The sequence below is a fragment of the Haemophilus sp. HN_Hi10 genome, assembly GCF_049821985.1.
GTDB lineage: Bacteria > Pseudomonadota > Gammaproteobacteria > Enterobacterales > Pasteurellaceae > Haemophilus > Haemophilus influenzae_D.
On sequence record NZ_CP187495.1, the window covers coordinates 1,111,348 to 1,127,589 of the forward strand.

13 protein-coding genes are annotated in these 16,242 nt (G+C 37.3%); 11 read left to right on the forward strand and 2 right to left on the reverse strand.

Going from position 1 to position 16,242, the window contains the following annotated elements:
- Nucleotides 1–49: 49 nt before the first annotated feature.
- The 3 genes from moaC to moaE are packed head-to-tail and all read left to right on the forward strand — an operon-like array spanning nucleotide 50 to nucleotide 1,232.
- A complete protein-coding gene (gene moaC / locus ACPT8Q_RS05480) occupies nucleotides 50–532 on the forward strand; it encodes a cyclic pyranopterin monophosphate synthase MoaC (RefSeq protein WP_005642378.1) in 483 nt (160 codons plus the stop codon).
- A 1-nt stretch (nucleotide 533) separates the two neighbouring features.
- Nucleotides 534–779: a molybdopterin synthase sulfur carrier subunit gene (moaD, locus tag ACPT8Q_RS05485; protein WP_005650054.1), complete on the forward strand. Its 246-nt coding sequence runs from the start codon at nucleotides 534–536 to the stop codon at nucleotides 777–779.
- Nucleotides 780–1,232, forward strand: coding sequence for a molybdopterin synthase catalytic subunit MoaE (gene moaE, locus ACPT8Q_RS05490; RefSeq protein ID WP_116965267.1), 453 nt, complete (start codon nucleotides 780–782; stop codon nucleotides 1,230–1,232).
- A gap of 54 nt (nucleotides 1,233–1,286) precedes the next feature.
- Here the strand turns inward: moaE and ACPT8Q_RS05495 are convergent, their stop codons facing one another.
- Together ACPT8Q_RS05495 and ACPT8Q_RS05500 are read right to left on the reverse strand one after the other, a co-directional pair.
- The gene (locus ACPT8Q_RS05495; protein WP_005667177.1) at nucleotides 1,287–3,932 is read right to left on the reverse strand and encodes a PqiB family protein; all 2,646 of its coding nucleotides are present in this window, start codon (nucleotides 3,930–3,932) and stop codon (nucleotides 1,287–1,289) included.
- Nucleotides 3,916–5,166 (reverse strand): paraquat-inducible protein A, encoded by a 1,251-nt coding sequence (locus ACPT8Q_RS05500; RefSeq protein WP_005667179.1) that lies wholly within the window; start codon nucleotides 5,164–5,166, stop codon nucleotides 3,916–3,918. The genes ACPT8Q_RS05495 and ACPT8Q_RS05500 overlap by 17 nt, the downstream gene beginning before the upstream one ends.
- Before the next feature lie 183 nt (nucleotides 5,167–5,349).
- On the opposite strand from ACPT8Q_RS05500, the gene proQ reads away from it, so the two are divergent.
- From proQ to sucA, 8 genes are all read left to right on the forward strand, one after another.
- The gene (proQ, locus tag ACPT8Q_RS05505; RefSeq protein WP_005667181.1) at nucleotides 5,350–5,988 is read left to right on the forward strand and encodes an RNA chaperone ProQ; all 639 of its coding nucleotides are present in this window, start codon (nucleotides 5,350–5,352) and stop codon (nucleotides 5,986–5,988) included.
- A 27-nt stretch (nucleotides 5,989–6,015) separates the two neighbouring features.
- Nucleotides 6,016–8,097 carry a carboxy terminal-processing peptidase gene (prc, locus tag ACPT8Q_RS05510; protein ID WP_005667183.1) on the forward strand — a complete coding sequence of 694 codons (2,082 nt, stop codon included), beginning with the start codon at nucleotides 6,016–6,018 and terminating at the stop codon, nucleotides 8,095–8,097.
- Between the two features lie 73 nt (nucleotides 8,098–8,170).
- Nucleotides 8,171–9,640, forward strand: a complete 1,470-nt coding sequence (locus ACPT8Q_RS05515; protein WP_005667185.1) for a L,D-transpeptidase family protein — start codon at nucleotides 8,171–8,173, stop codon at nucleotides 9,638–9,640.
- Nucleotides 9,641–9,655: 15 nt separating this feature from the next.
- Entirely contained in the window at nucleotides 9,656–10,216 is a 561-nt protein-coding gene (locus tag ACPT8Q_RS05520; protein ID WP_005632553.1) for a YcbK family protein, read from the forward strand.
- Nucleotides 10,217–10,267: 51 nt separating this feature from the next.
- Nucleotides 10,268–11,023: a TatD family hydrolase gene (locus tag ACPT8Q_RS05525; RefSeq protein WP_005667187.1), complete on the forward strand. Its 756-nt coding sequence runs from the start codon at nucleotides 10,268–10,270 to the stop codon at nucleotides 11,021–11,023.
- 9 nt (nucleotides 11,024–11,032) lie between these two features.
- On the forward strand, nucleotides 11,033–11,671 hold the full coding sequence (locus tag ACPT8Q_RS05530; RefSeq protein WP_005667189.1) for an MBL fold metallo-hydrolase: 639 nt from the start codon (nucleotides 11,033–11,035) through the stop codon (nucleotides 11,669–11,671).
- A gap of 435 nt (nucleotides 11,672–12,106) precedes the next feature.
- The gene (locus ACPT8Q_RS05535; RefSeq protein ID WP_005667194.1) at nucleotides 12,107–13,192 is read left to right on the forward strand and encodes a YadA family autotransporter adhesin; all 1,086 of its coding nucleotides are present in this window, start codon (nucleotides 12,107–12,109) and stop codon (nucleotides 13,190–13,192) included.
- A gap of 197 nt (nucleotides 13,193–13,389) precedes the next feature.
- Nucleotides 13,390–16,197 (forward strand): 2-oxoglutarate dehydrogenase E1 component, encoded by a 2,808-nt coding sequence (gene sucA, locus ACPT8Q_RS05540; protein ID WP_005667196.1) that lies wholly within the window; start codon nucleotides 13,390–13,392, stop codon nucleotides 16,195–16,197.
- The last annotated feature ends 45 nt before the right edge of the window (nucleotides 16,198–16,242 follow it).

Consider the following 16,242-nt stretch of genomic DNA (forward strand, 5'->3'; position numbering starts at 1 on the left):
TGTCGCTTATTTAAAACATTCAATATTTTAACCGCACTTTTATTATATTATGACTACATTTACACATATCAATTCTCAAGGCGAAGCCAATATGGTGGATGTTTCTGCTAAAGCGGAAACTGTTCGTGAAGCTCGTGCTGAAGCCATTGTAACTATGTCAAAAGAAACTCTTTCCATGATCGTGGAAGGTAAACATCACAAAGGCGATGTATTTGCTACTGCTCGTATTGCGGGTATTCAAGCCGCAAAACGCACTTGGGAGCTTATCCCACTTTGCCATCCATTGTTACTTTCTAAAGTAGAAGTGAATTTAGAACCATTACTTGAAACCAACCAAGTTCGCATTCAATCTCTTTGCAAATTAACTGGAAAAACTGGCGTAGAAATGGAAGCACTAACTGCGGCAAGCGTAGCAGCCTTAACCATTTACGATATGTGTAAAGCTGTGCAGAAAGACATTGTGATTGAGCACGTTCGCCTGTTAGAAAAGAGCGGTGGAAAATCAGGTCATTTTATTGCGGAGGAAAAATAAGATGTTAAATGTTTTATTTTTTGCTCAAACTCGTGAATTAATTGGCATTGATGCCATTCAATTAGAAGATGATTTTGCCACTGCGGAAGCGGTGCGTGAACACCTTGCTCAAAAGGGCGATAAATGGGCATTGGCACTGGAAAAAGGTAAACTTTTAGTGGCAATTAATCAAACCTTAATGCCTTTAGAAAGTGCGGTAAAAAATGGCGATGAAATTGCCTTTTTCCCACCAGTAACAGGGGGCTAAATGACGGATATTCAAATTGCGGTACAAGAACAGCCTTTTGATCAAAATGCCGTTTATCAATGGCTTTCTGAGCAACATTCAATTGGTGCAACGGTTATATTTGTTGGCAAAGTACGCGATCTTAATTTAGGCGATGTAGTATCTAGTTTGTATTTAGAACATTATCCCGCAATGACTGAAAAAGCGTTGAATGAAATTGTTGCACAAGCGAAAGCGCGTTGGGATATTCAACGTGTATCGGTAATTCATCGTGTTGGGCTTTTACAAACTGGCGATGAAATTGTTTTAGTGGGGGTAAGTTCCGCACATCGTGGAGATGCCTATCATGCCAATGAATTCATTATGGATTTTTTAAAATCTAAAGCACCATTTTGGAAAAAAGAACAAACCAATCAAGGCGAGCGTTGGATTGAAGCAAGAGAGAGTGATAAAGAAGCATTAGAAAAATGGTAATAGCTTATCTGCACCCTAATTCATTAAGGTGCAGATTAAATATTTTCATTTATGTTATTTTGATAACGCGCCACTTCCCCAAGTTTGCACTTCTTCAGGGCGGTTTATTTGAAGCAAGAAACGTTTGTTGGGCTGCGCTTGCGGTTGAATTTCTTTTTCTGCTGGTGTGGAGAAAGAAATCCCACCTTTTAGCAACTGCTGAACGCTACCCGTATTAAATACCGCACCTTTCCAGCCTAAGCTAAAGTCGTAGCCTGATGCGATCCAAAATTCTGTGTTTTGTCGAACAAGATGGCTATATTTCGGCATAATGGCAATATGCACTAATACACGATCACCAAGACTATTAAGTTCAAATTTCTTCACTGTGCCAACTTCTACACCTCGATAAAGAATTGGCGAACCTTCACTTAAATTCATCGCATCACGCGTTTCTAAAATAAACGGCGTGCCATTGCTAAATTTATTACGTTGTGGTGCTGTTTGCGCTAAATTAAATTGTGTTTTTGTGTTGCCATTACCAATTTCAATATCAATATAAGGTTGTAATAAACTATCAAGGTTATCTATTCCACCTGCCGAAATTTGTGGCGAGATTATCGTAAAATTAGCCCCCTCTTTTGCAATTATATTCATATAATTTGGATTTATTAGGGCTTTTGCAGTGATGCGTTTCGCTTTTGCATCAAGCTGAATGCTGTCAATTTGCCCCACATCTAAGCCTAAATAGCGCAGATTCATTCCTTTGCTAAGATTAGTTGCATCATCTGTGATTAACGTGATGACAAACCCGATGGATTTTGCATAACTTTCATTTGCATAAAGTGTTCGATTATTGCCTGAACCGCCATTATCAAAGCTAATCGCCCCTTTTAAGGAACGTGCAAGTGGCGTTGCTTGAATACTAATACCTTTTGGACTGACATCTATTTTTGCCGCACTTTCTACCCAAAAACGGCTTTTATCTGTCAATAAATGTTGATAAGCAGGATAAATATAAATGTCTACATCAAAGTTATTTGTTTTAGGTTTAATACTTAAAATTTTTCCTACTTCAAATTGACGATATAGTACAAGAGAGCCTTTATCAATGCTTGGTAAGGTTTGGGTGTGTAAGGTTATCGTTGGCGTAAGAATATTTCCTGTGATGCCATGTTCAGCATTGCTGATATTTTGATAAAGCGGATAACTGGTTTTAGCTTTTCCCAAAGCTTGTTTTGCCAGCACTCGAACGCCGCCTTGTAACCATTTTTCTGGTGTCGCGGATTCAAAACGCAATCCATCTAATCCAACGCTTATATCAAAATTGGTTGCTGCCACAAATTGTGTATCTTCGTGAATTAAATTGCGGTATTCAGAGGCAATTGCTGCTTTAAATTGTACGCCATTTACATCTATTGTTTGTGAAACAATTTGCCCAATTATCATATTGTTATAAAACACATTTTGCCCTTCGCTTACACCATAATTTTCAGGCGCAGTAAGGGTTAAAACTAACGTGTTAGGCGCATTGAGTAATAATTCATTTTCTTTAATCACGTTAAATTGATGTTTAGTTTCGCCGTCTCCCGCAATCACATCAAAATATTCGCCACGAAAGAATTTTTTTGGTTCTGCTAAATTGCCAAGATCCATTTTTTTATTGCGTAGGACAATTTTGCTATTCGCTTTAAACAAAGAGGCTTGGTTTGGATCTATCAATAAACTGCCCTCTAAAATTTCATCGTTATTTTCTACCGCACTTAGCTTGGCGAGAATCCCTATAGCATTATCTTGAGAATAAACTTCCGTTTGCCCTGCAATAAGAGCGGAAGAGGCAGGAATTGTTACCTTAATTTCAATCCCACGTTTAGCTGCTTTTAAATTGGTATAGAGCGTGAAATGACTATTTTCATCTGCTTTTGGGCTGTCAGCTGGAGAGTCAAAAGAAACCGCCCCCTGTACAACTGCATTTAAACTTTCTACATTTAGGTTTAAGCCTGCTGGGCTAATGTTCGCGTTAATGCCACTAATATTCCAAAAGCGTGAATCTTTTTTCACAAACTTGGCATAGGCTTTATCAATGACCACATCTATTTCTACTTTATTGTTTTTATTAATACGGTAATCATAGATTTTTCCTACAGGTAATTTTTTAAAATACACAGACGCACCAATAGAAATCGAACCTAAATCATCAGAAATTAAGTGAATCAATAAATCTCCCGCAGAAACTTGCGCAATAGGACCTTGTTCTTCTGCTATAAATTCATCTTCACGATCGCCATCACCCGGTTGAAGAGTAATGTAATTACCTGACACGAGAGAATCTAATCCTGAAATGCCTGCAAGTGAAACATTTGGTTGCACAAGCCAAAATTTTGTATTTTCACGCAAAATACTTGATGCTTCAGGATTGATATTGGCTACAACTTCCACTTTTTGCAGGTTATCAGTGAAATGAACTTCTTTTACTATGCCAATTTGTAATCCTTGATAACGAATTTGAGTTTTATCCGCAACGATACCTGAACCATTGGTAAAAGTAATCGTAATGCTAGTACCGCGTTCTTTCACAATTTGGAAGAATAAAATTGCCCCGATACATAATGCGATAAAAGGCAATAGCCAAAAAGGCGAAATGCGTTTTGTTTTACGTAAGTTCGCTGTTATTTCTTGACATTTTTCTTCTATTGAGGAGGAATTATTTTTCTCTGTCATAAATTTTCCAAATTAATTTGCTATCAAATTGTGAGGTGGAAAGCATAGTGCAAAATACGGCTGCACCAAAATAAAATGCGCCTGGCCCTACGGTAAAATTAATGATTTCTCCGCGTGTGACAAGCGACATCATTAAGGCTAATACAAATAAATCAAGCATAGACCAGCGTCCAACAAAATGTACTAGATGCAATAAACGCATTTGCCATTTAATAGAATGTTGCCATTTAAAATGCACGCAAGCAAGTAAGTAAAGCATAATAAAAATTTTGCTGATAGGCACGAAAATACTGGCAAAAAATACAACAAAAGCAACAAAATAACTACCTGATTTAACAAATGAAATAACCCCAGAAATTAAAGTATCTTCAGATAATGCGCCTGTTAAATAAATGCCAGATATAGGTAATAAATTTGCAGGAAAAAGCATAATAATCCCTGCAATTAAGGTTGCCCAAGTTGCTTGTAATTTTAGCTTATCCGATGTATTAAGAGGCGATTGGCAGCGGGGACAACAAATTTTTTGTTGATGATCGTAATGGATAGATTTTTGCGTGAATGTGTAATGGCAAGCAGGACATAATTCAACAGCTTGTTTTGTATAAACTGAAGTGCATTCAGGATAAAATTCCTGCCATAAGGCGGAAAGATTAAGTTTGATAAAAAGCAGCGTAGTTAAAAGTGCGGTAAAAATAAAAGGAATTAAATAAATATTAATTTCTAATGTTGCATATTCGCGTACTTTAAATATGGTTACTCCGAGTGCCACTAAATAAACATCAAACATTACCCAAGCTTTAATGTAACCAAGAAATAGTAAAACACTACGAGGTTTTATCTGAAAAATCTTAGCCAGCCAAAGCATAATAACTAAAAGTGCAAACGTAATCGGCATTACTACTGCACAAATAAAGATCATAAACGCAGTGTATTCATAACCACCCACTGCCATTTTCCAAATGCCATCCCAAATAGAGGCATCAATTTTAATACCCAATAAATGTAAACTTAATAAGGGGTAATTCAAGGAAAAGGGCATTAATATCAAAATAGATAATGCAATCATTGCACAACGATGTAATGACCACCTCGTACCACTTGCTAATAGATGATGACAACGTGGGCATTCGGCTTGTTCATTTGATTGAAGAATAGAAGGCACGTTAATGCAAGCATCACATTCTGTGCATTTTAAAATTTTAAATGGAGGCGAAGTTAGCTTTGTTTTAGGCACGCTTGTGGTCTTTCTTTATAAATCAAAAACGTGCCATTCTATCGTTGTTTTAACGTATTTGTGAAGTCTTGGCGTTATTTTTGTGTGAAATTTATTCAGCATAACGGGATCCGTTGTTAATTTTGTAAAAAGTGCGATAAACTAGGCAAATCTTTATTTTATTAATGCCTCAAGGATATAACTATGACTGACACACAATTATCATCTCAAGTTACAGATGTGCAAACGGAAGTGCAAAAATTAACCAACGCAAAAGCTATCATTACTTATTTAGCAGAAAAATTTCCTCTTTGCTTTGTTTTAGAGGGCGAAGCAAAACCATTAAAAATAGGTTTATTTCAAGATTTAGCTGAAGCATTACAAGATGATGAACGCGTAAGTAAAACCCAATTGCGTCAGGCTCTTCGCCAATACACATCAAATTGGCGTTATTTATATGGCTGTCGTGAAGGTGCAGTGCGTGTTGATTTACAGGGTAATCCTGCGGGTGTATTAGATGCAGAACATGTTGCTCACGCTGCACAGCAACTTGCTGAAGCGAAAGCACGTTTTGCGGAAAAACGTAAAGCAGAAGCCGCAGCTAAAAAAGCACAACAAAAAAAGCATCTGCGTAAACCAGCGAATAAAAACCTTAAAAAAGAGAGTAAATTATCACTAAGTGCGGTTGATTTTTCACAAATTTCTGTTGGTTCTGTTGTGAAAGTTAAAGCTGGAGATAATGCTAAAAAAGCAACAGTGGTAGAAGTATTAAAAGATTCAGCACGTGTTGAACTTGAAAACGGTTTGATTATGAACGTTGCTGCAGATCGTTTATTTGCTTAATAAATGAAAATTGACTCGGAAATGGTTATGAAATTTAAAATGTCAAAAAATGTGATTTGTTATGCGTGGTTATCGGTATGTTTGAGCAGTGCAATTCCTGCATTTGCTGTACAACCTAAGTTAAAGCCAAGTGACATTAGTACTCCAGCGATAAGTGAAGAAAACCAGCTGGCAACTAAGCGTGCAACGACGAGATTAACTCAATCCCATTATCGTAAGATTAAATTAGATGATGATTTTTCCGAGAAAATTTTTGATCGTTATATTAAAAATTTAGATTTTAGCCACAATACTTTTTTGCAGTCTGATATAGACGAACTTCGTCAAAAATATGGTAATAAGTTAGATGATCAGTTAAATCAAGGCGATCTTTCTGCTGCGTTTGAGATTTATGATGTAATGATCAAACGTCGTTATGAACGTTATACTTATGCGTTATCTTTATTAGATAAAGAGCCTGATTTAAATGGTCAAGATCAAATTGAAATTGATCGTGAAAAAGCGGCTGCTCCACAAACTGAAGCTGATGCGAATAAACTTTGGAATGCTCGCGTAAAAAATGACATTATTAATCTTAAATTAAAAGATAAAAAATGGTCAGAAATCAAAGCAAAACTTACAAAACGCTATAATTTAGCCATTCGTCGTTTAACGCAAATAAAAGCAGACGATATTGTTCAAATTTATTTGAATGCTTTTGCGCGTGAAATTGATCCTCACACCAGTTATCTTTCCCCAAGAACAGCGAAAAGTTTTAATGAAAGTGTGAATCTTTCCTTGGAAGGCATTGGGGCTACTTTACAATCAGAAGATGATGAAACTAGCATAAAATCTCTTGTACCTGGTGCGCCAGCGGAACGTAGTAAAAAACTGCATCCTGGGGATAAAATCATTGGCGTTGGGCAAGCAACAGGCGATATTGAAGATGTTGTTGGTTGGCGTTTAGAAGATTTGGTAGAAAAAATTAAAGGGAAAAAAGGCACTAAAGTTCGCTTGGAAATTGAGCCTGCTAAAGGGGGAAAATCACGTATTATTACTTTGGTGCGTGATAAAGTCCGTATTGAAGATCAAGCGGCTAAACTAACTTTTGAAAAAGTGTCAGGAAAAAACATTGCGGTAATAAAAATTCCAAGTTTTTATATTGGACTAACCGAAGATGTCAAAAAACTACTGGTTAAATTAGAAAATCAAAAAGCTGAGGCTCTAATTGTTGATTTACGTGAAAATGGCGGTGGTGCATTAACGGAAGCCGTGGCATTAAGTGGTTTATTTATTGCTGATGGCCCTATTGTGCAGGTTCGCGATGCTTATCAGCGTATTCGTGTTCACGAAGATGATGATGCTACGCAACAATATAAGGGGTTATTATTTGTGATGATTAATCGTTACAGTGCTTCCGCATCAGAAATTTTTGCTGCAGCAATGCAAGATTATCGTCGAGGTATTATCATCGGGCAAAATACTTTTGGTAAAGGTACGGTGCAACAGAGTCGATCGCTAAATTTTATCTATGATTTAGATCAGAGTCCGTTGGGTGTTTTGCAATATACTATTCAAAAATTTTATCGAGTTAATGGTGGTTCAACCCAATTAAAAGGTGTTGCAGCCGATATTAATTTCCCCGAAATTATAGATGCGAAAGAATATGGGGAAGATAAAGAAGATAATGCGCTTGCTTGGGATAAAATCCCATCAGCGAGTTATATGGAAGTAGGAAATATCGATGATATTAATAATGCAGTAAATATTCTAAATGAAAAACATCTTGCTCGTATTGCTAAAGATCCTGAATTTGTTGCATTGAATGAAGAATTGAAAGTGAGAAATGAACGCCGAGAACGAAAATTTCTATCATTGAATTATAAAATGCGTAAAGCAGAGAATGATAAAGATGATGCAAGACGTTTAAAAGATTTGAACGAACGTTTTAAACGTGAGGGTAAGAAAGCGTTGAAAGATATTGATGATTTGCCGAAAGATTACGAAGCACCAGATTTCTTCTTAAAAGAAGCTGAAAAAATGGCAGCTGATTTCGTTATCTTTAATTCAGATCAGAAAATTAATCAAGCAAACAGCCTATCCGAAGAAAAAACGGAAAGTAAAAAATAAATACTAAATGATTTTGACCGCACTTTGTTTGAGAAAAGCAACAAGTGCGGTTATTTTAATAAAGGTTTAGGAAATGGTAGTGTTTAAAAGCACCTTAAAGTTATCATTATTCGCCTTATCATTATCTATGATGATGTCGGGTTGTGTTTTAGCCGATTTGAGCAAAAATGACCAATCTAAATCATTGAACGGCATTAATCTTTCCCATTTGTCACTAGCGGAAAGAAAAGAGCTTGAAGAAGCCATTTATGCGGATCAGCAACGTTTAACGGAAGAAAAACAAACATTGCTTAATATGACGCTAACACACGAAATAGGCGATCATAAGTTACAATTTAAGCCCTTACTCGCGCGTTTATATGCTTCTCGTAAATATGCCCCGTTATGGACTGACAATGCGGCAGCTCGTCAATTGTTACGTGATTATGCGGCAATGGTGGCAAGCGGTATTTCAAAATCGTCGGCAACTTCACTAGAAACATTGGCATTGGTAGAACAACAAGGCGGATTGGTTTATGATGTGTTATTAAGTGATATTTTGTTAGATTACTTATATTACACACAAAATGTTCGTTCTCAAGCATCTAATTGGTTGTATTCATCTGCTCAGTATCAAGCACAACAGCCTGAAAATGATCATATTCAACGCTGGTTAAGTGCGGTGGAAAATAATCAACTTCTTGATTTCATACAAAGTTTAGCGGGAGAAAATCATTTATATCGCCAAACAGTTCAATCATTGCCGATGTTTATTCCGACTTCTAAAGAATCAAATATTGCTCAAAAACTGGCAATGAATGCACAGCGTTTACGCGTAATTCCTGATTTTCATAATGGGATTTTTGTGAATATTCCAAGCTATAAATTACAGTATTATCGTGATGGCGATTTAATTTTAGAATCTCGGGTAATTGTTGGCAAAAATTCGCGCCGAACACCTGTAATGTATAGCAAATTAAGTAATGTAGTTGTAAATCCGCCTTGGAATGCGCCAATTCGCTTAATTAATGAAGATTTACTGCCAAAAATGAAAGCCGATCCAAATTATATTACGGAGCATAATTATTCAATTTTAGATAATCAAGGCAATGTTGTTGATCCTGCTTCTATTGATTGGGAATCTATTGGTAATAAATTTCCTTATCGAGTTCGACAAGCGGCTGGCGATAGTGCATTAGGTAATTATAAATTTAATATGCCAAGTTCTGATGCAATTTATTTACACGATACGCCAAATCACGGCTTGTTTAATCGTAAAAATCGAGCGTTAAGTTCTGGCTGTGTACGCATTGAAAAATCAGATCAATTGGCAAGTATTTTATTAAAAGAAGCAGGTTGGACAGAAACTCGAAAAAATACAGTATTAGCAAGTAAAAAAACCACTTCTGCGCCGATACGCTCGGATAATCCTGTCTTTTTATATTATGTTACTGCGTGGATTGAAAACGGAAATATTGTAAATTTACCTGATATTTATGGTTATGATCGTCAGATTAATCTTGCTGAGATTAATTGGGATCTCGTAAAAAAATATCTTCAATAAAATAAGGGAGCTATAATGAATTATGTGGATCAGAATAAACGAAAATGGTTATCGCTGGGCGGTATTGCGTTAGGAATATCTATTTTACCAAATTCTGTATTAGCAATGGTTTCAACACCTAAACCTCGTATTTTAACTTTCCGCAACATTAATACGGGCGAAAGATTAAGTGGCGAGTTTTCTTTAGCAAAAGGTTTTTCGCCTGCGATGTTAAAAAAATTGGATTATTTAATGCGTGATAAAAGGACAAATCAAGTGCATAAAATGGATCCAAATTTATTCCATAAATTTTATAATATCCAAACTAATTTAGGCTTACGCAATGCTGAAATTGAAGTAATTTGTGGTTATCGTTCAGCCGCTACTAATGCAATGCGTCGTCGCCAAAGTCGTGGCGTAGCGAAAAATAGTTATCACATTAAAGGAAAAGCCATTGATTTTCGTATTGCGGGTGTGCCTTTGATTAAAGTGAAATCTTCTGCGGAAAGTCTGCGAAATGGTGGCGTGGGTTATTATCCAACCAGTAATTTCATTCACGTAGATACAGGCCCTGTGAGAACTTGGAAAGGCGTGTAAAACAAATGTAAAATTAACCGCACTTTTGTGCGGTTTTTCATTGGAAAAGAAATGTTATTTGACAGCCATCTTCATTTAGACCAACTCTCTGACGAGAATATTCAGCAAACACTTGCTCATTCAAAGATTATAGGTATGCTTGCGGTGAGTACTAATCTCAACAGTGCTAAAAAACTGCTGAATTTAAAACAGACTTACCCAAAGAAACTTTATATTGCAGCTGGTTTTCATCCTGAACAGCAATTACCTAGTTTAGAAGAACAAAAAGAATTATTTCAATGGATTGACGAACATCATTCCTTAATTTCTGCCATTGGCGAGGTGGGCTTGCCACATTATTCTAAACGAGAAAATCCGAATTTAGATTACGCACCTTACATTGAATTACTAGAACGATTTATTCTGATCGCGAAAAAATGGGATTTACCGTTAAATTTGCATATTGTACATAACGATGTAGAGATTGCCCTTGAATTATTGCAGAAACATAATATTCAATTTGCCCATTTTCATTGGTTTAAGACAGATGAAAAATCTTTTCAGAAATTTTTATCTACACCCTATTTTGCAAGCCTAACGCCTGATATTTTATGGAATCCTAAAACCCAATATGTCGCACAACATTTACCCCTAAATCGCTTGATGATTGAAACGGACAGCCCTTGGCAACACGAGGGATTTGAAAGTGCGGGCATTTCTGAACAATTATTGGCAGTATTGCAAAAACTAGCTGAATTAAAATCTTTGCCATTACATTCTGTTCAAAATCAACTGTTTTTGAATACTCAACAATTTTATCGATTATAAGGAGTAAAAATGAATATTGAAATTATCCCTGTTACTGCATTCCAACAAAATTGTTCTTTGATTTGGGATGATGACAAAAATGCCGCAATTATTGACCCAGGTGGCGAAGCCGAACGCCTAATTCAACGCATTGAAGAACTGAATTTAAATCTCAAAGTGATTTTAATTACTCACGGTCATTTAGATCACGTTGGTGCTGCAATGCAATTAAAACAACATTTTGGCGTTGAAATTTGGGGGTCTCAAGAAGAAGATAAATTTTTATTTGAGAGTTTACCCGAACAAGCCCAACGTTTTGGCTTACCAAATATTGAAGCTTTTTTGCCTGATCGTTGGTTTAATCAAGAGGGCGAAATTTTAAAATTAGATGGCTTTAATTTCGAGATTTTACATTTACCAGGACACACACCAGGGCATATCGGTTTTATTGAACACGAGAAAAAAGTGGCATTTACAGGCGATGTATTATTTCAAGGTGGTATTGGTCGTACCGATTTCCCTCGAGGCGACTATGAAACATTGATTTCTTCAATCCGAACAAAATTACTCCCATTAAATGACGATCTTATTATTATTGCTGGGCATGGATCTTACACAACCATTGGGCAAGAAAAGCAGACCAATCCATTTTTAAATCCTAAAACCTAAATTCTTGGAGGTTATTGATCGCTCAATTGCCAACTGAAAAATAAATGATCAATTAGCCTAAAAGTGCGGTAAATTTTTTCCACGATTTTTATTTGATTTCCAAAAATGTGAAGTGGATCACATTTTTTGGCATTATTTTCTATTATAATTAATGCCCTTAATTATTTTCTTGACAAAGGAGCAAAACAATGAAAATCATTAAGCAAGCAAGCAAGCAAGCAAGCAAGCAAGCAAGCAAGCAAGCAAGCAAGCAAGCAAGCAAGCAAGCAAGCAAGCAAGCAAGCAAGCAAGCAAGCAAGCACTAATAAAAGCTTAACCCGCCTTTCTTTAATCAGCCTATTTATTTCCACTTCTTTTTATTCTATTCAATCTTTTGCTGACGATCCAAAATGGACACCAGAGTATGGAACTGTCCCTAGTGGTACAGCTTTTGGCGTGGCATTGGGTGATGAAAGCCAAGTATTAAATCAATCTAACGGGAAACCGTCTCACGCTTCCGTAGCAATTGGAGGTTTGGCTAAAGCTCAAAATTTGGGTTCAATAGCAATTGGTTATAAATCTGAAGCAGGACTGGATAATGCGACCACAGGCGAACAAGGCGATGCGTTTAGTTATGCTATTGGGCGTGAAGCTAAAGCACCAAAAAGTGGTTTAGCATTTGGTAGTTCAGCTGAAGCTCTAGGTAATGAAGCTATTGCTATTGGTACACATTCATATAGTAAAGATGGGATTGGTGCAATGGCTATCGGTGTTGGTAGCCGAGTGGCTGTTTTGGAAAAAGGAAAAAGTAATAAAATTGATAATCAAAACAGTAAAGTGGTAGAAGTAGATGCAGAAGGTCGTGTAAATAAAATTAGTGTAGATCGAACTTCTGAAGCTGATATTATCAAAAAAAGTGGTGCAACTTACGGTGCATTAGCATTTGGTTGGAAAGCATCTTCGCATAATTTATTTGCTACCTCAATAGGTGCATTTTCTACGGTTGCTGCAATTGAAGGTACTGCTGTTGGTGGCGGAACTCAGGTCACTGGCTATCGCGGTTCTGCTTTCGGAATGCACAGCAAGGCACAAGCAGAAAAAAGTTTAGCTTTGGGTTATGAAAGTGAAGCCGCCGCTTACAACTCTGTTGCTTTAGGTGCTAGTTCTCTTGCTAACCGCCCTAACACCGTTTCTGTTGGCGATGGCAATTATAATCTTTACCGTCAAATCACTAATGTCGCTGATGGTACTCAAGAAAATGATGCAGTCAATGTTCGTCAGCTAAATGCTCAAGCTCAACGACTGACAAAAGAATACCGCTCAGGGATTGCGAGTGCGATTGCAATTGGAGGACTGCAATCTGCTTCCATACCAGGTAAACAAGGTGTTTCTGTCGGGGTAGGGAATTTTAAAGGGGAAAATTCACTCGCAGTAGGGTATTCACGTTTATCTTCTGATGGTTCAGTGAGTTTGAAAATTAACGCAGCTCTTTCATCTAGTGGCTATTCTGGCGGTGGAGCAAGCGTAGGATTTATGTGGTAATTTAAAAACACAAGTAAAAATAACCGCACTTTGTTTAAGAGATGAAGTGCGGTTTTTTTATATACAAAGAGTTTGAACTAGATCACAAATTTGTAACAATTTCTTATAAGAGGCTTATTTCCTTTTTAATCCTATGTATAATGCGTAAAAAAATGGAGCGAAAATTTTGCTTCAAATATCATAATAAAGAGGTAATTATGCAGCAAAACAAGGCATTTGATGATTGGTTAGCCAGCACAGCGTTAGGCGGTGCAAATCAATCTTATATAGAAGAACTTTATGAAAGCTATTTGAGTGATCCGCAGTCGGTGGAGGAAAGTTGGCGAACAACTTTTGATTCTTTACCAAAAACCACCGCACTTGAACAGCCCCATACACCAGTGCGAGATTATTTTCGTCGTTTAGCGCGGGAAAATCATAATGAAGCAGTGACAGTAATAGATCCTGAAGCTGGCGCAAAATTAGTGAAAGTTCTACAATTTATCAATGCCTATCGTTTTCGTGGCCATTTAGAGGCTAATCTTGATCCCCTCAATTATTATCGTTGGAAAGTGTCTTCTGTTCCTGAATTAGATTATCGCTATCACGGTTTTACTGAACAAGATCTCAACGAAACTTTCAATATTAATCAGTACGTTTACAAACGAGATACCATTAAACTTGGCGAATTAGCTCAAATGTTGAAAGAAACATATTGCGGTTCAATTGGTTTGGAGTTTATGCACGTACAGGATATGGAGCAGAAAATGTGGCTTCAGAGTAAGATGGAAAGTGTGTTAGAGAAACCGCTTTTTACATCTGAAGAACGTGTTAATTTTCTGCGTGAACTGACGGCTGCAGACGGTTTAGAACGTTATCTTGGTGCGAAATTCCCTGGGGCGAAACGCTTTTCTTTAGAAGGAAGTGATGCCTTTATTCCATTGATGAAAGAAATTATTCGCCATTCTAGTCGCCAAGGGGTAAATGATGTGGTAATGGGAATGGCACACCGTGGGCGTTTGAATATGCTTGTGAATGTATTAGGTAAAAAGCCTGAAAATTTATTTGATGAATTTGCAGGTAAACATTCCAGTGAACGTACGGGGGATGTGAAATATCATCAAGGTTTTTCTTCTGATTTCGCCGTAGATGATAAGCGAGTTCACTTAACTTTGGCATTTAATCCCTCCCATTTGGAAATCGTAAGCCCTGTTGTAATTGGTTCTGTTCGATCTCGACAAACTCGTATGAATGATACAGAACATAGCAAAGTGCTTGCTATTACTGTTCACGGAGATTCAGCTGTGGCAGGACAAGGGGTTGTTCAAGAAACATTGAATATGTCAAATGCCCGTGGGTATAGTGTGGGCGGTACCATTCGTATCGTGATTAATAACCAAATTGGTTTTACCACATCTAACCCGAATGATACGCGCTCTACAGAGTATTGCACCGATATCGCGAAAATGATTCAAGCACCGATTATTCACGTTAATGGTGATGATCCTGAAGCGGTGGCGTTTGCTGCACGTATGGCGGTGGAATATCGTAATTTATTCAAACGAGATATTTTTATTGATTTAATTTCTTATCGTCGCCACGGTCATAACGAGGCAGATGAACCATTAGCCACTCAACCAATGATGTATAGCATCATTAAAAAACATCCTACACCTCGTAAAGTTTATGCTGATCGTTTAGTTTCAGAAGCTGTAATAACTGAAGAACAAGTTATTGAAATGGCAAATAATTATCGTGATGCGCTAGATAATGGCGATCGCGTGGTATCTGAATGGCGTGAAATGGACGCGGCAAAAATGGATTGGTTGCAATATCTTAATTATGATTGGACTGCACCTTATGAAAGCAAATTTTCGCAGGAACGTTTTTTAACCCTTGCCAAACGTGTGTGTGAATATCCCGAAAGTTTACGTGCGCATCCTCGCGTAGAAAAAATCTATAATGATCGTAAAGCAATGTATCAAGGCGAAAAATTGCTCGACTGGGGTATGGCTGAAACCATGGCTTATGCAACCTTACTTGATGAAGGTGTTAATGTTCGTTTATCAGGCGAAGATGCGGGACGAGGTACTTTTTTCCATCGTCATGCCGTTGTGCATAATCAAAATGATGGTACGGGGTATGTACCATTAACACATTTACACGCCAATCAAGGTCGATTTGAAGTATGGGATTCTGTACTTTCAGAAGAATCTGTACTTGCTTTTGAATATGGTTATGCAACGACAGATCCAAAAACTTTAACTATTTGGGAAGCGCAATTTGGCGATTTTGCTAATGGTGCGCAAATTGTTATTGACCAATTTATTAGCTCTGGCGAACAAAAATGGGGCAGAATGTGCGGTTTGGTAATGCTGTTACCACACGGCTACGAAGGACAAGGGCCAGAACATTCTTCTGCTCGTCTTGAACGTTATTTGCAACTTTGTGCCGAACAAAATATGCAAGTTTGCGTGCCATCAACGCCAGCGCAGGTGTACCATATGTTACGCCGTCAGTCTTTACGTAAAATGCGCCGTCCGTTGATTGCTATTTCTCCAAAATCTTTGTTACGCCATCCATTAGCCGTATCCAGTTTAGATGAATTGATTAATGGAACTTTCCAAACGGTAATTGGAGAAATTGATGAGCTAGATCCTAAAGATGTAAAACGTGTGGTAATGTGTTCAGGTAAAGTTTATTACGATTTACTTGAACAACGTCGTGCTAATAATCAGAAAGATGTGGCGATTATTCGTATTGAGCAGCTTTATCCATTCCCTCACGAGGATGTGAAGAAAGCACTTGAGCCTTATGCGCACGTGACTGATTATGTTTGGTGTCAAGAAGAACCACTTAACCAAGGTGCGTGGTATTGTAGCAAACATAATTTTGAAGCAGCAATTCCAGAATCCGTTAAACTCAAATATGCAGGGCGTCCTGCTTCTGCTTCGCCTGCTGTGGGCTATATGTCGCTTCACACTAAGCAGCAAAAGCAGTTAGTGGAAGATGCGTTGAGTTTTTAAAGTGCGGTTAATTTAATAAAGGTTTTTATATCTTTGCTTTCCTCT

Coding starts and splice junctions, on each gene's coding strand:
- moaC (WP_005642378.1), top strand. CDS start 50: ATGACTACATTTACACATATCAATTCTCAAGGCGAAGCCAATATGGTG.
- moaD (WP_005650054.1), top strand. CDS start 534: ATGTTAAATGTTTTATTTTTTGCTCAAACTCGTGAATTAATTGGCATT.
- moaE (WP_116965267.1), top strand. CDS start 780: ATGACGGATATTCAAATTGCGGTACAAGAACAGCCTTTTGATCAAAAT.
- ACPT8Q_RS05495 (WP_005667177.1), bottom strand. CDS start 3,932: ATGACAGAGAAAAATAATTCCTCCTCAATAGAAGAAAAATGTCAAGAA.
- proQ (WP_005667181.1), top strand. CDS start 5,350: ATGACTGACACACAATTATCATCTCAAGTTACAGATGTGCAAACGGAA.
- prc (WP_005667183.1), top strand. CDS start 6,016: ATGAAATTTAAAATGTCAAAAAATGTGATTTGTTATGCGTGGTTATCG.
- ACPT8Q_RS05515 (WP_005667185.1), top strand. CDS start 8,171: ATGGTAGTGTTTAAAAGCACCTTAAAGTTATCATTATTCGCCTTATCA.
- ACPT8Q_RS05520 (WP_005632553.1), top strand. CDS start 9,656: ATGAATTATGTGGATCAGAATAAACGAAAATGGTTATCGCTGGGCGGT.
- ACPT8Q_RS05525 (WP_005667187.1), top strand. CDS start 10,268: ATGTTATTTGACAGCCATCTTCATTTAGACCAACTCTCTGACGAGAAT.
- ACPT8Q_RS05530 (WP_005667189.1), top strand. CDS start 11,033: ATGAATATTGAAATTATCCCTGTTACTGCATTCCAACAAAATTGTTCT.
- sucA (WP_005667196.1), top strand. CDS start 13,390: ATGCAGCAAAACAAGGCATTTGATGATTGGTTAGCCAGCACAGCGTTA.